The sequence below is a fragment of the Methylophilus sp. TWE2 genome, from assembly GCF_001183865.1.
Lineage (GTDB): Bacteria > Pseudomonadota > Gammaproteobacteria > Burkholderiales > Methylophilaceae > Methylophilus.
In genome coordinates this window covers 329,894-342,851 of record NZ_CP012020.1, presented here as the reverse complement: position 1 = coordinate 342,851, position 12,958 = coordinate 329,894, and the positions used below count along the sequence as shown (strand labels likewise).

Sequence of the window (12,958 nt, the reverse complement as noted above, 5' to 3'; positions counted from 1 at the left end):
TCAAGTTTTGACTCCAGCACAACCAAGCCAGAGCAAAGCAATGTTTTATGCTTAAAAAAGAAATCCAATGATGGGAAATAGGAGGCTGTATGACTGATCATCAATCCAGTGACACGGAACATCGTATGCTGCTCGGTGGAGCGGGCCTTTGGCTATTGATGGCGCTATTACTGGCATGGTGCATGGTAGGCCTGAACTTTGGCGTGACGCCACTCAAAACAATTTTTGCCGGAAAATTCACCCGCCTGTTGCAGGCACATATTGATTTCTTGCTCATGACAGCGTTGATTTTAGGCATTGCGGCCTCCCGCGTGCGCTTGCCCTGGACGGTACGCTGGGCCATGGTCATCGGGGCCTTTACCAATTCCAGCCTTTTCCTGCTGATGTCCATTTTTCCGTCGCTGGACAATCCTGAATTACCGCCACCCATGCTGTTCCAGGTTTACCTGTTTGCCAGCCTGATCACGACCTCTTATGGGTTTGGCAAAGCGTCGGTATTGATTCTAAAATCTTCGCTCCGGCCTTAGCTCATCATTTCGCAACACATGGTGGTAGCCCAGTCCGGCGCCCATCCAAAAAGCCATGGTCTCGTTCAACCTATCATTGCTCTGGGTGACGACACTGATCGCAGCCACCCTACTCCAGCCACATGGCATTGAGGATCGCCAGTAGTACGGCAAAACCGACGCCTAACAACCAGGTAAAGTACCACATGTGTATTCTCCTTTAGTAAGCCTGATGACTGTTGGCCTGTATATCGGCCACGGTGACTTTGCCGCGCATGACGTGATAGGCCCAGCTGGTATAAAAAATAATCAGCGGCATAAAAATCACCGTGGCAAAAAACATCAACTGCAATGTCAGGTGACTGGAGACACTGTCCCACACGGTCAAACTGGCGTTGGGCTGGGTCGAAGACGGCATCACAAACGGGAACATGGCGGCACCTGCAGTACCAATCACACCCAGTATACTCAGCGAGGAAGCCACAAATGCGCGTAAGGTCCGACCTGATTGCACCAGCCAGGTGGCCAGTAAAGCGCCACAGATCGCCAGCCCAGGCAACAGCCATAACATGGGCTGCGCCCGATAATTCTGCCACCAGCCTTCGGCTGAACGTGCCACGGTTTTGGCCAGTGGATCCGGTAAAGCTGCCGCATCCACACTAGAGGTGATGACATAGCCATCGATATGACCAAAACGCAACCATAACCCGGCCAGCACAAAAGCCGCCACCATGACCCAAGCGCAGTATGCTGCCAGCGTGATACTGCGCACCTGTATGCGGCCTTCGGTACGATGCGCCAGATACATCCCGCCCTGCATGGTGATCATGGCGCTCGAAACCACGCCACACAGCAGCGCAAATGGGTTGAGTAACGCCCAAAAGCTGCCGCTGTAGTGCGACACCAGATTATTATCCAAGCTAAAAGGGACGCCTTGCAAAAGGTTGCCAAAAGCCACGCCGAAAATCAGCGGTGGTACGGCACCACCGACAAACAGGCCCCAATCCCAGGTACTGCGCCAGCGAGGATCATGGATTTTACTACGGTAATCAAAGCCCACCGGGCGGAAGAACAAAGCCCACAACACCGCCAGCATGGCCCAGTAAAAACCGCTGAAGGCCGTGGCATACACCAGTGGCCAGGCGGCAAAAATGGCCCCGCCTCCGGTAATAAACCAGACTTGATTGCCATCCCAGTGCGGACCGACCGTATTAATCACCACGCGTCGTTCATCATCGTTTTTACCGACAAACGGCAGCAGTGTGCCCACGCCCATGTCGTGGCCGTCCATGATGGCAAATCCGACCAGCAAGACGCCGACCAGCAGCCACCAGATGATTTTCAGGGTTGGGTAATCCAGCATGGTGTTCTCCTAAGCATGTACTTCCTGATCATAACGGCCAGTGCCCAGAGAGCCTGGCCCTTGCCGGGCAAATTTGACCATCAGATATAACTCGACCACCAGCAACACCGTGTAAAAGCCAACAAAGCCGATCAATGAACCATACAAGCTGGCGGGGCTCAGCGTGGACACCGATAAATGGGTAGGCAGCACGCCGTAAATGGTCCAGGGCTGGCGGCCGTATTCGGCCACAAACCAGCCCAGTTCGGCGGCGATCCATGGCATGGGCAGCATCAACACCGACCACTTCAGCAACCATGGTTTTTCGGTAAAACAGCCTTTGAGACTGCTCCACATAGCCAGCGCAAACAGCGCCAGCATGGCAAAGCCCAGGCCCACCATGATGCGGAACGACCAGAACATCGGCGCCACATGCGGCACGGTGTCATCCACGGCCTGCGCAATCATGGCAGGGGTCGCTTCAGCGACATGTTCGGTATAACGCTTGAGAAGCAAACCAAAGCCCAAGTCATGCATATGCGCCTTGAGCGTCGTTTCTGCCTCAGTGTTATTACGATCGGCACGCAGTTGTTCCAGCGCGACTACCGCGGGGATACCATTCAGAATACGTTCACGGTTTTTGTCCTTGATTTCGTCTATACCGGGGATAGTTTTACTCAGCGAGCGGGTACCGATCACGCCCATCACATAAGGCAGCTCGATTTCCCAGTTGTTTTTGTGCTCGGCCTCGTTGATGCCCGCCAGCAAAGTCAGTCCGGCCGGGGCAGGCTTGGTTTCCCACATCGCTTCTATCGCTGCCATTTTGGTTTGCTGCGCTTCGCCTACGGTATAACCGGACTCATCCCCCAGCACAATCACACTGGCTGAAGCGGCTAGACCAAACGCGGCGGCGACACTAAAGCTGCGTTTGGCAAACTCTACATTGCGTTTTTTGAGCAGGTACCAGCTCGAAATGGAAAGGACAAACATGGCGCCGGTAACATAACCGGCAGACACAGTATGCACAAACTTCACCTGCGCATCCGGATTCATCAGAATATCCCAGAAATTGGTCATTTCCATGCGCATGGTGTGCCAGTTAAACTCGGCGCCAACCGGGTTTTGCATCCAGCCATTCGCAATCAATATCCACAACGCAGACAAGTTGGTGCCTATGGCCATGAGCAGTGTCACCATCAGATGCTTGGGTTTGGATAATTTGTCCCAACCAAAGAAAAACAGGCCAATAAAGGTAGATTCGAGAAAGAACGCCATCAGGCCTTCAATCGCCAGCGGTGCGCCGAAAATATCCCCCACATAATGCGAGTAATAGGCCCAATTGGTGCCAAACTGGAACTCCATGGTGATACCCGTAGTGACACCCAGGGCAAAGTTGATACCAAACAGCTTGCCCCAAAAGCGTGTCATGTCTTTCCAGATCACCTTGCCGGTCATGACGTAGACGCTTTCCATGATCACTAGTAGCCAGACCATGCCCAGTGTCAGCGGCACAAACAAAAAGTGGTACATGGCGGTGGCGGCAAATTGCAGCCGCGACAAGTCCACCAGTTCGTGAGAAATCATTTTGAACCTCCAGTCTTTGCAGGGGTTTGCGCCGACACACTGACCAAATGCCTGAACACACTTTCAATATCCGGATGTTGCTTCTGCGGCTTGACGATGCATAGCCAAAGCGCCCACAACAGAATCACTTTGATCAGCAATACCCACGTCAAATGACGAAACAGGGCGCTGCTGCGATAATGCGTCACCAGTTTTTTCATGTTCATCACCAGGCCTGGTTAAGGGAAAAATTGCCGGATGCGTTACTTGCGAAACAGTGAGTACACCGGGCACCAGCCAATCAGCCCGGTTGCTAACGGTACGACGCCTAACCAGCCCCAGACCGCCCCCTCAAAAAACAGCGTCCATAGCAACAAGCCTCCCCCAACGATCACTCTTAAATATCGCTCCAACTGATTGATGTTATCTGCCATCACTGTCTCTCCTTACTGTTGATCGAAATATTCTTGTTAATGACAGGCCAGCGCAGCATAAGCCTGGTACTGGGTGAGATAAATCTTGCCATTGAGCTGCTGCCTCAGTGTGGAATGTTGCACCATATCCATCACCGGCCCTTTGACCTCGGACAAATGAAAGCCAATTCCCAGCGCAGATAGATGGTGATTTACTGCCTCAAGTACTTCCATAGCGCTGCCATCTACCTCGTTGACGGCCGAGCACATCAGGATCACATGTTTGAGGGACGGATTGTCTGCCACCACTTCCAGCACTTTTTGTTCGAGATAGCGCGCATTGGCAAAATACAAACTCTCATCCACGCGCAGTGTCACCACATCAGGGCAGACGTTGACCGCATGCCGAGTAACGTTTCTGAAATGTTCAGTGCCGGGCACCTGCCCCACCACGGCAATATGCGGGCGACTGCTCCGGTAAACATGCATGGCAATCGAGATCAACACGCCCGCACTGATGCCGTGCTCTACATCGACCAGCAGTGTGATGGCGAATGTCATGAGTAAAGCAATAAAGTCACTTCGGTTGCGGCGCCAGCTATCGGCAAACATCCGCCAGTCGAACAAGCTCATGACAGCCACAATGATGGTAGCGGCCAGAATAAAACGGGGCAGCTGACTCAGCCAGCTAGCTAGAAACACGGTGGCGAGTAGCATGCCTAGCGCAGTGAACAGGCCGGCAGCTGGGGTTTCGGCACCCGCATCCCGATTGACGACCGAGCGCGAAACGCCACCAGTGACTGGTTGACCAGCTGTAAAACTAGCAGCCAGATTTGCCGCGCCCAGCGCGATCAGCTCCTGGTCTGGATCTATGCGCTGACGGCGTTTCATGGCCAGACTCTGCGCCACGGAAATGGATTCGACATAGCCGACAATGGAAATGAAAATGGCGGGCATCAGCAATGATTGCCACATGGTGTACGACCCCTCAGGCAACGTCAATGCAGGCAAGCCTGCCGGAATATCGCCTACCGTTACCACCCCTTGCATGCATGCACACGCCCATTGCACGGCAAGGGTGCCAACAATCACCAGCATGGCTGGCACGGAGCGGCACATTGCCTGCGCCCAAAAAGGTGTTAACCCCATGACCTGCAACAGGCGAACGCCATATTTCCTGCTTGCCACCAGTATCAGGATAGTCAGGCCGGAGAGAATGGCTGTAGGCAGATGGGCTCGGCTGGCATGCTGAAGAACGCCCTGCCAGAGGCTGAGCATATTGTCACCACCTGCCTTGATGCCTAGCAATGCTGGGAGCTGGCTGCTGGCAATCAGCAGGCTGGCGGCACTGATAAAACCGGCAATCACGGGATGTGACAGGAAGTTGGCCAGGAAGCCCAGCCTTAACAAGCCTGCCAGCCCCAGAAACATGCCTGACAGGCAGGCGAGGATGATGGCAGCCTGCAGGCCCAGAGCAGAGTCTACGGCCGAGTAAGGTGCAATGGCACTGGCAGTCATTAGCGCCGCCACTGCCACTGGCCCCACTGCCAGGGTGGCACTGGTGCCCATCAGGGCATACACGGCCAGGGGTAACATGCTGGCATACAGGCCCACCTCAGGCGGCAAACCGGCAAGAATGGCGTACGCCAGGGCTTGCGGCACCAGCATTAAGGTGACAATCACGGCTGCAGTCAGGTCATGCAATGCTTGTTGGGGTTGATAGTGTCGCCCCCAACGCAGGACCGGAAAATACTGGGCCAGTTTCATCAGGCAGATTGCTTGACCGCAATATTGCCGCACGCCTGGTTGGCAGGTAGTGCAATATCAATCTGTTTTGGATAAGCCAGTTTTAAATTCGCCATGATTTCTATAAAGTCTTGACGAGACTTATGGCCACCCAAGCGCTTGTTGTCACGCTTTTCCTGGCTGACCGTAGAGACTGTGTTGCCGTTGTAGTCGTGACCGGGGTAAATCAAGGTGTCATCCGGCAAACTGAAAATCTGCTTGTGTATGCTGTCATACAACTGCCCGGCATTGCCCTGCTGAAAATCAGTACGGCCACAGCCCCCGATCAACAAAGCATCGCCTGTAAAAATACGGTCACCCACGTAGTAGCTAACACAGCCATTGGTATGGCCAGGGGTGTAGCGCACTTCAATATCCAGAGAGCCCACCTGCACATGAATGCCATCGGTCACTAGCAAATCACCACACATGGCACCTGCATCACGGTGCACCACACTTTTGCTACCTAGCCGTTTACGCAGGGCGTCTGCCGCCGTGACATGATCTGCATGTACATGGGTCTCCAGTGTATAGACGAGGGTGAGGCCATGCTGATGCAAAGCAGTCAAATACTTCTCAACATCGCATTCCACAGTGTCAATCAGCACCGCCTGCCTGGTGTGCTCGCAACCGAGAAGATAAGTAAAAGTACTACTGTCCGGCTCAAAAAATTGCTCAAAGATCATGATGGCTCTCCTGAAAACGACAATATGTGTTGAGCAAAAGGGATGCCAATGTTTCATTCAGGATTTAAGCCTATTAAAATCATAGAGTTAAACTATTTTTTCGCTTGCGTTATCCCGCCTACAGTGTTTCAATGAAACACCTTATCTCAAATTGAAACGTTTCAAAACTCATCATGGAACATACCACCCCAGACTTTTTCAGTCAGCATGCAGGCTTGTCGCGCACTCAGGGGGAATCCCTGGCTCGCATGATTTCGTTGATCATGCCGGACGCTGCCGTATTTACCGTAGACGCACACAAATGCATTAGCTACTGGAGTCCAGGCGCAGAGAAATTGCTAGGCTTCAAGCAACAAACACTACTGGGCGAAAACTGCCTGACTGCCAACCGTTGTGAGCAATGTATGCGTAGCTGCGGCTTGACCGAATCCGGCAAGGTAGAAGGTGCGCCATTACTGCTGCACCGGGTAGATGGCACACAACAGGCTGTATTGAAATATGCCATGGCCTACCAGCAAGAGGATGGCGTATTTGCTGGCGGTTTGGAAATCCTGCTGCCACAACAGCCCGAGCAGACAAAAACTAGCGGGCCTGCTTCCTTGGGCGAAAAGTATGGACTGATCAGTCACGCACCCGAGATGCAAAAAGTGTTTGAGATGATACGGCGCGTCGCCCCCACTGAAATTCCAGTCTTGATCCGCGGCGACTCAGGCACGGGTAAAGAACTGGTAGCACGCGCGATCCATGGTGAAAGCCCGCGTCATCTTGCGCCTTTTGTCGCCATCAACTGCGCCACTCTCAATGCGGGCATGCTGGAAAGTGAATTGTTCGGCCATGTTAAAGGTGCTTTTACCGGCGCCATTCGCGATCACCAAGGCCTGTTTGGGCGCGCGGAGGGTGGCACGCTGTTTCTGGATGAAATCGCTGAGCTGCCGTATGAGTTGCAGGCCAAATTATTGCGTGTGCTTGAAACTGGCGAGTACCTGCCAGTGGGGGCCAGCCAACCCATGCAAGCCAATGTCCGCATCGTGGCCGCCACCCATAAAGCCTTGCGTGAAGAGGTTAAAGCCGGGCGTTTCCGGCAAGACTTATTGTTCCGCTTGCGCGTGGTGCCGATTTTCTTACCGAGCCTACAGACCCGCAAGCAGGACATTCCGCTCATACTGCGTCACTTCCTGAAACAGCAATTTACCGGGGAACAACTACCTGTGGTGACCGCAGCCGCGATGCAGCAACTGATGGCGTACGACTGGCCGGGCAATGTGCGTGAGCTGCGCAATGTGCTGAATTACGCACTGGTGATGTCGGATGGCAAACAGTTGGACGTGGGAGATTTGCCGCCAGAATTACAAGCGCAGTCAACCATACCTCAGATGCAGGTCACCGGACCCGCAAAATCCGGAAGGCAGGCGCCATCAGAAGCAGCCATCTTGCAGGCGGTGGCTGACTGCCGGGGCAACCTGACGCAAGCAGCCAAACAGCTCGGGATAGGCCGCACCACGCTGTGGCGTTACCGTAAATTATGGCAAAAAGAATAATGCTGTCACAACCAGCCGCGACGTACTGCCAGAGTATGTACCGCCATCCCGGCCAGCATGCTGGCGACAAACAGCCAGACAGAGATGCCGCCAGTGAAGACTGAGGTGACTGCAGGACCAGGGCAGAATCCGGCTATTCCCCAGCCTGTGCCAAACAGCACGGCACCGAGTAGCAACTTGCGATCAATCGTGCGGGTTCCTGGCAATTGCACTGGCATCCCCAACACACTTTCAGACTTTCTTGCCGCAGCCCGGAAAGCAAAAAAACCCACTGCAATGGCCCCCAGCATGACAAATGCCAGCGAGGGATCCCAATCCCCAGTAATATCCAAAAAAGCCAGTACTTTAGCCGGGTTGGTCATCCCACCCACAATCAATCCCAAGCCAAAAATGACACCCGCTAATAATGCGATCAATACGACCATTTTTTCCTACCCTATCAACAACACATGACGAACCAGCCACACGACGAGCATCGCCGTCGCCATAAAGGTCACGGTAGCGACCAGGGAACGTAATGACAAACGCGACAAGCCACACACGCCGTGCCCGCTGGTACAGCCACTGCCTAAACGGCTACCAAAGCCCACCAGCAACCCCGCCACAACCAGCCAGGACGTGCTTGTCATCACAACGATCTCGGGCAAAGAAGTGAACTGTGCATATAACATTGGCGATACCAATAAACCCACCACAAAAGCAAAGCGCCATGCACGGTCACCGCTAGCAGCTGACCAGAGTTGGCCAACAATGCCGCTGATGCCGGCAATTTTGCCGAGTAAAAGTATCATCAATAAGGTTGAGAAACCGATCAGTAAGCCACCGATCAATGATTGCAACGGAGTAAAGTCAGACATATGTTTTCTAATTGTTCAGTTTTTCTGAAGCCAAAGGATATAGCCCCCCAGCTGTTAATCCACTTCATCTGCCCTGTCTTCATGTGGAACAGATGAATGACGGTTACATTCAAAACCAGCCTTTTCCAACGCTATCCGGTAATCACACGTCGGCAGGTGCCCTTCCAGGCGCCCATTAATTTTGGTCGTTTCCTGTTTGCAAAAAGCACAACGGTAACGGTGTGCCTGGCCTTCAAAATGCTCTTGCGGATAATCGATATAAAACAGTCTCTTCATCATACACTCCCCATATTGGCGACAATGATGCGCTTAATGCTACGCTGGCTCTTGGCAGCTGGCAATACACAAAAAACAGCTGTCAGCAAGCATTTTCAGCAAATAATTTTAGCGTACAGATTTTAATCAACCGCTATTTACATCATTGAATCATACACTTACACCACCCACCCACAACACAACCCAAAAGTTATCCACAAAAAATGTGGACAGTGCCTTTTAACCTCGACTATGCAAGGCTGCGATTTCCTGGATATCCAGATCGCGCTCCATGACATGGAGTAATTCATCATGAATCTGGCCGGAACGATGCAGTTTGAGTAACTCTTCCCGCCCCGCCGCGACAGCAGCCAAAATCACACTAAAATGTGCCTTGCGAATGTGGTCAGGTAACATGGCATCATTTTTATGTTTGTCAGACAGGCTTTGCCGGTAGCTGTATTGCTCTAGCAAACGCGGATGTAATAGCTGACCTTGCTCGTCGTAAGCCAACTTGCTTACCACGGCATATTGCGCCTGCTCAATCCGTGCCCAAGTTTGGGGCTCATTGAGGTAGGTACGTTCGTGTGTGGCCTTTAATTTGAGCACGCGGATCACCCAGCCTATGGTGGTCCCCTGGAACAATACCGTCACCAGGATTACCGCAAAGGCGCACAGCAACATCAAATCGCGGCCAGGCACTTCAGCAGGCACAGCCAGCGCCGCCGCCAGCGTCACCACCCCACGCATACCAGCCCAACTTTTTACGAAAGATTCTCGCCAGCCATGATGAAAGTCAGACGTAGATGAGCTAAATAGCCTGGACACACCCTCTAGCGCAAACACCCAGACAAAACGCGACACAATCACCACGGCCAACACCAGCAATACCTGCAAGCTGTAATCTGTCAGCGATGTGTCGGCATGCAAAATACGCTCCCACACGCCGCGCAACGATAGGCCAATCAGGATAAACACCAGTGACTCAAACACAAAGATCATGATTTGCCAAAAGGCTGTGCCGCGGCGACGCGCCGTAGCAGTCATGATTTCATGCTGGTGCCAGCCCAGCATCATGCCGTAGGTGACGGTGGCTATCACCCCTGAGACGCCAATATGCTCACCTACGACGTAACATATCCAGCCGGGTAACGCAGAGGCCAGTATCATCAACTCGGTATCCTGCAAATAGCGCAAGGTTTTATAAACGAAATAGCCAAATGCCCCGCCAAGCATTATGCCGCCTATGCTCAACCAGGCAAACTCTTCGAGCGCAGCCGTCATGGAAAACGCCCCTGTCAGCACGGCGACCAACGAGAACTTGTACAACACTAATCCCGTTGCATCATTGAGCAAACTTTCACCTTCGAGTAACACCAGCAATTTGCGCGGCAATGCAACACGTTGCAATACCGCCTTGGCGGCAATAGCATCAGGCGGAGAGACAATAGCGCCCAAAGCAAAACAGGCTGCCCAAGGTAACGACGGCGTCAATGCATGAAGCGCCAGCCCGACAACCAGTGTCGTGAATAGCACCGCCCCCACGGCCAGCAGCAAAATCCCCCCCAGATGCCGACGGAACTCATGCCATACCGTAAAATAAGCCCCTGCCATCAACAGTGGTGGCAAGAACACCACGAGCACCAGCGCAGGGTCGATTTCAAATGCGGGTAATCCTGGAATAAACGCAATGATGGCCCCACCCATTAATTGCGCCACGGCAGGCGGCCAGCGTAGTTTCTTTGCCAGCACCTCCAGCGCAATAATGGCGACTAGGAAAAATAAAATCAGATTGAAATAAAACGCGTTGGACATTGACTGCAGAAGGGTGTTAGTGACAGACAGGTTGCCAGATTAGCATGACGCTGCAAGAAAATGGAGGCACCAAACGTAACAAGATGTATAGGCAGTCGTTTCCTCTGAGGATACAATCATCCAAATGGTGGTCAAACCATTTTTAGCAAAGGATAGGGTCATGTTTAGATTGAAAAAATGGCTATGGTCACAATGGCAGAAACTACGCGGATCAGAGCGTGCATATGCCAAATACCTGGCGCATTTTCAGCATTATCAGGCACAGGTGGTGAATTCAGAATTACAGCAATCGCTGAATATACAGCCCATGAGCAAAGAGGCCTTTTTAAAAGCCTGGCAGAAACAAGGCCTCACGAGCGGCGGAAAGTCCTGTGGTTGCAAGACAAAGACAGGGTGCTGTGGCTAGGCGTCTGTGATGGACATGATCCGCATCCATTCCGGCAAATTACGTGCGATTGGCTATGATGCGAGCAAACGCATACTGAGAGTGGAGCTTGAAGATGGCTGTACACTAGAGCACCTTAACGTGGGCGAAAGCCTATGGCGCAACTTAAAGAATGCCAGCGCACAGTGGAGTTATTACCGTGACAATATTGAAGACGAATTCACGGTGCACCGTGTCTCAAACAAGGCACCCTCCGGCAAAAACCCGCTGGATGATTTGTTTGGTCCAACGTAAAGATTAACTGCAGTTTATCGCCAACTTATGTTCGACTGTATTGCGAATAGGGCGCATCCATATAGGCTTTGAAGTAACGGGTTGCACACAAGCCGAGCGCGGTGTGGTGCTTGGCAGGTGACAACCAGTCAATCAGGAAGTCCATCCGTTTTGGGCCTAAGCCGTGCAGGTAACGTTCCAGCGATAGCTGCTCCTGGTTAAAATCGTCATCCGGGAGGCCAAGCTCCGCCAGGCGCAGCCCGGAACGCAAATCATAGACGTTTCCGCGTTGTTTCTCAGGTTGTGTCATGGGATGTTCAGCCATCCGCCACGGAGGGCCTAAACGGGACACCCTGGGCAGAGTCTCCAACACATCGCCAGCAATCCAGTCATAAATCACCTGCCGCTCATAAGCCGTAAACACGCCGAACATCGGCGCTTTTTCGGCAGCAATTACTTGCCAGAAACGGCTTTGTTCCGGATCCTGGTGACGTTTGATCCAACCTGTTTTCTGCATGATATACAGCAATTTGGCCACCTGATCCGGGTCCGCCAACCACTCATTCATGGTTTTGCCTTCAATCACGCAGCGGTTGGAATGCATGTATCGGCCGATGTCCGCCTTGTTTTGTAGCACACGTATCACTTCCCCGTGCAAGTCAAAATGATTAATGATATCCAGCGTGCCCAGCCCGGCGTCATTCAATTTCACACCAGCCATGATGCGCTCCATGTAACGTCGGACAGAACCGAAAGTGGGCAATGCCTCAGTCACTGCATCAATTGCCGCGCGTGCATGCCCGCTGTGGGGGTTATCGATGGTGGTGTGTAAGGTAAAGTAATAAGGGTCAATATTCAGCTCTTTGAGCTCATAAGCCGTGATCAGCAAATGCAGGGGTAATTGTTCATACCCCAAGTTAAAGCCGATGACTTCTGGCAAATGCGTTTCAGTGTTCGCAGCCAGGGCCAGTTGAAGCGCACCTTGCGTGAAAAACTTGTCGTCCAGGTTTTTCCAGTCTTCACATTCATTGACTTTAAGCAGCTTGCGGTAGAGGACAACATGGTTCATCGCCTCCACGCCATTCCCTAACTCTTCTAGATAAATTTTAAGCAAAGAGGCAAATCGCGCATCATGCCAGTGCCGGGTGATGCCATAAAGCCAGGCACCATCTACCATTTTTGTCGGGGCGACCGCTCTCAAAAAATATAACGCATGTGCCTTGCTACTGAAGTACCAACGCCGCCCACCTTCTTGACGAACCGCCAGGTACTCCTGAAACTGTCGCCCAACCACTTGAGTGTGCTCATCCAGCCAGGCTTCAAGCTGTTCCGGATGTGCTGGCATATTGTTAAAATGCTGGCTTGTTTCCTTGAGATGCGCTGTGAGGAAACCTGCACTATCTGCCCTGCCCTTGCTAAAGCCAGAGGGCGAAAGCAGTGAAAAATACATGTCCCTTGCCGACCAGTCATTGACCGTTCTTGCCCGTTTTTCAACTTCATTGCTGATGACCGACATTTCTTCTGCCTCCAAAGATTAACT

The 12,958-nt window shown here is 52.5% G+C and carries 16 protein-coding genes; 4 read left to right on the top strand and 12 right to left on the bottom strand.

The window, feature by feature from the left end:
* Positions 1 to 89 precede the first annotated feature (89 nt).
* Positions 90 to 527 (top strand): hypothetical protein, encoded by a 438-nt coding sequence (locus ACJ67_RS01570; protein ID WP_049637602.1) that lies wholly within the window; start codon positions 90 to 92, stop codon positions 525 to 527.
* Positions 528 to 636: 109 nt separating this feature from the next.
* On the opposite strand, the gene cydX is transcribed toward ACJ67_RS01570, so the two are convergent.
* Genes cydX through ACJ67_RS01545 form a run of 7 tightly spaced genes read right to left on the bottom strand, consistent with a single transcriptional unit; the run spans position 637 to position 6,295 of the window.
* A complete protein-coding gene (gene cydX / locus ACJ67_RS14565; RefSeq protein WP_082164089.1) occupies positions 637 to 714 on the bottom strand; it encodes a cytochrome bd-I oxidase subunit CydX in 78 nt (25 codons plus the stop codon).
* 12 nt (positions 715 to 726) lie between these two features.
* Positions 727 to 1,869: a cytochrome d ubiquinol oxidase subunit II gene (gene cydB / locus ACJ67_RS01565; RefSeq protein WP_049637601.1), complete on the bottom strand. Its 1,143-nt coding sequence runs from the start codon at positions 1,867 to 1,869 to the stop codon at positions 727 to 729.
* Between the two features lie 9 nt (positions 1,870 to 1,878).
* On the bottom strand, positions 1,879 to 3,432 hold the full coding sequence (locus ACJ67_RS01560) for a cytochrome ubiquinol oxidase subunit I (RefSeq protein WP_049637600.1): 1,554 nt from the start codon (positions 3,430 to 3,432) through the stop codon (positions 1,879 to 1,881).
* A complete protein-coding gene (locus ACJ67_RS01555; RefSeq protein ID WP_156171624.1) occupies positions 3,429 to 3,632 on the bottom strand; it encodes a hypothetical protein in 204 nt (67 codons plus the stop codon). Before ACJ67_RS01555 ends, ACJ67_RS01560 begins: the two co-directional genes overlap by 4 nt.
* Before the next feature lie 42 nt (positions 3,633 to 3,674).
* On the bottom strand, positions 3,675 to 3,845 hold the full coding sequence (locus tag ACJ67_RS14560) for a DUF2892 domain-containing protein (protein ID WP_082163885.1): 171 nt from the start codon (positions 3,843 to 3,845) through the stop codon (positions 3,675 to 3,677).
* Positions 3,846 to 3,881: 36 nt separating this feature from the next.
* Positions 3,882 to 5,591, bottom strand: coding sequence for a SulP family inorganic anion transporter (locus ACJ67_RS01550; protein WP_049637598.1), 1,710 nt, complete (start codon positions 5,589 to 5,591; stop codon positions 3,882 to 3,884).
* On the bottom strand, positions 5,591 to 6,295 hold the full coding sequence (locus ACJ67_RS01545) for an MBL fold metallo-hydrolase (protein ID WP_049637597.1): 705 nt from the start codon (positions 6,293 to 6,295) through the stop codon (positions 5,591 to 5,593). The genes ACJ67_RS01550 and ACJ67_RS01545 overlap by 1 nt, the downstream gene beginning before the upstream one ends.
* Before the next feature lie 173 nt (positions 6,296 to 6,468).
* Between ACJ67_RS01545 and ACJ67_RS01540 the strand changes: the two genes are divergently transcribed.
* Positions 6,469 to 7,833, top strand: coding sequence for a sigma-54-dependent Fis family transcriptional regulator (locus ACJ67_RS01540; RefSeq protein ID WP_053092874.1), 1,365 nt, complete (start codon positions 6,469 to 6,471; stop codon positions 7,831 to 7,833).
* Between the two features lie 5 nt (positions 7,834 to 7,838).
* Here ACJ67_RS01540 and ACJ67_RS01535 read toward each other — a convergent pair whose 3' ends face one another.
* The 4 genes from ACJ67_RS01535 to ACJ67_RS01520 all read right to left on the bottom strand — a co-directional run bounded on the left by ACJ67_RS01535 (position 7,839) and on the right by ACJ67_RS01520 (position 10,760).
* Positions 7,839 to 8,258, bottom strand: a complete 420-nt coding sequence (locus ACJ67_RS01535) for a DUF6691 family protein (RefSeq protein ID WP_049637596.1) — start codon at positions 8,256 to 8,258, stop codon at positions 7,839 to 7,841.
* A gap of 6 nt (positions 8,259 to 8,264) precedes the next feature.
* Complete coding sequence (locus ACJ67_RS01530; RefSeq protein WP_197080641.1) at positions 8,265 to 8,690, bottom strand: YeeE/YedE family protein; 426 nt, start codon at positions 8,688 to 8,690, stop codon at positions 8,265 to 8,267.
* A gap of 54 nt (positions 8,691 to 8,744) precedes the next feature.
* Entirely contained in the window at positions 8,745 to 8,969 is a 225-nt protein-coding gene (locus tag ACJ67_RS01525; protein ID WP_231587221.1) for a hypothetical protein, read from the bottom strand.
* A gap of 216 nt (positions 8,970 to 9,185) precedes the next feature.
* Positions 9,186 to 10,760, bottom strand: coding sequence for a Na+/H+ antiporter (locus ACJ67_RS01520; protein ID WP_049637594.1), 1,575 nt, complete (start codon positions 10,758 to 10,760; stop codon positions 9,186 to 9,188).
* Between the two features lie 160 nt (positions 10,761 to 10,920).
* Here ACJ67_RS01520 and ACJ67_RS01515 point away from each other — a divergent pair, with 160 nt between their 5' ends.
* Together ACJ67_RS01515 and ACJ67_RS01510 are read left to right on the top strand one after the other, a co-directional pair.
* Positions 10,921 to 11,166, top strand: a complete 246-nt coding sequence (locus tag ACJ67_RS01515; RefSeq protein ID WP_049639707.1) for a hypothetical protein — start codon at positions 10,921 to 10,923, stop codon at positions 11,164 to 11,166.
* Positions 11,167 to 11,175: 9 nt separating this feature from the next.
* On the top strand, positions 11,176 to 11,439 hold the full coding sequence (locus ACJ67_RS01510; RefSeq protein WP_049637593.1) for a KTSC domain-containing protein: 264 nt from the start codon (positions 11,176 to 11,178) through the stop codon (positions 11,437 to 11,439).
* Positions 11,440 to 11,464: 25 nt separating this feature from the next.
* Here the strand turns inward: ACJ67_RS01510 and ACJ67_RS01505 are convergent, their stop codons facing one another.
* Positions 11,465 to 12,934 (bottom strand): iron-containing redox enzyme family protein, encoded by a 1,470-nt coding sequence (locus ACJ67_RS01505; protein ID WP_049637592.1) that lies wholly within the window; start codon positions 12,932 to 12,934, stop codon positions 11,465 to 11,467.
* Positions 12,935 to 12,958 lie beyond the last annotated feature (24 nt).

Excerpts from the sequence above, each read along its gene's own strand:
- ACJ67_RS01540 (WP_053092874.1), top strand. The coding sequence starts at position 6,469 with ATGGAACATACCACCCCAGACTTTTTCAGTCAGCATGCAGGCTTGTCG.
- ACJ67_RS01570 (WP_049637602.1), top strand. The coding sequence starts at position 90 with ATGACTGATCATCAATCCAGTGACACGGAACATCGTATGCTGCTCGGT.
- ACJ67_RS14560 (WP_082163885.1), bottom strand. The coding sequence starts at position 3,845 with ATGGCAGATAACATCAATCAGTTGGAGCGATATTTAAGAGTGATCGTT.
- ACJ67_RS01525 (WP_231587221.1), bottom strand. The coding sequence starts at position 8,969 with ATGATGAAGAGACTGTTTTATATCGATTATCCGCAAGAGCATTTTGAA.
- cydB (WP_049637601.1), bottom strand. The coding sequence starts at position 1,869 with ATGCTGGATTACCCAACCCTGAAAATCATCTGGTGGCTGCTGGTCGGC.
- ACJ67_RS01520 (WP_049637594.1), bottom strand. The coding sequence starts at position 10,760 with ATGTCCAACGCGTTTTATTTCAATCTGATTTTATTTTTCCTAGTCGCC.
- ACJ67_RS01530 (WP_197080641.1), bottom strand. The coding sequence starts at position 8,690 with ATGTCTGACTTTACTCCGTTGCAATCATTGATCGGTGGCTTACTGATC.
- ACJ67_RS01560 (WP_049637600.1), bottom strand. The coding sequence starts at position 3,432 with ATGATTTCTCACGAACTGGTGGACTTGTCGCGGCTGCAATTTGCCGCC.
- ACJ67_RS01515 (WP_049639707.1), top strand. The coding sequence starts at position 10,921 with ATGTTTAGATTGAAAAAATGGCTATGGTCACAATGGCAGAAACTACGC.
- ACJ67_RS01550 (WP_049637598.1), bottom strand. The coding sequence starts at position 5,591 with ATGAAACTGGCCCAGTATTTTCCGGTCCTGCGTTGGGGGCGACACTAT.
- ACJ67_RS01505 (WP_049637592.1), bottom strand. The coding sequence starts at position 12,934 with ATGTCGGTCATCAGCAATGAAGTTGAAAAACGGGCAAGAACGGTCAAT.
- ACJ67_RS01535 (WP_049637596.1), bottom strand. The coding sequence starts at position 8,258 with ATGGTCGTATTGATCGCATTATTAGCGGGTGTCATTTTTGGCTTGGGA.
- ACJ67_RS01555 (WP_156171624.1), bottom strand. The coding sequence starts at position 3,632 with ATGAAAAAACTGGTGACGCATTATCGCAGCAGCGCCCTGTTTCGTCAT.
- ACJ67_RS01545 (WP_049637597.1), bottom strand. The coding sequence starts at position 6,295 with ATGATCTTTGAGCAATTTTTTGAGCCGGACAGTAGTACTTTTACTTAT.
- ACJ67_RS01510 (WP_049637593.1), top strand. The coding sequence starts at position 11,176 with ATGGACATGATCCGCATCCATTCCGGCAAATTACGTGCGATTGGCTAT.
- cydX (WP_082164089.1), bottom strand. The coding sequence starts at position 714 with ATGTGGTACTTTACCTGGTTGTTAGGCGTCGGTTTTGCCGTACTACTG.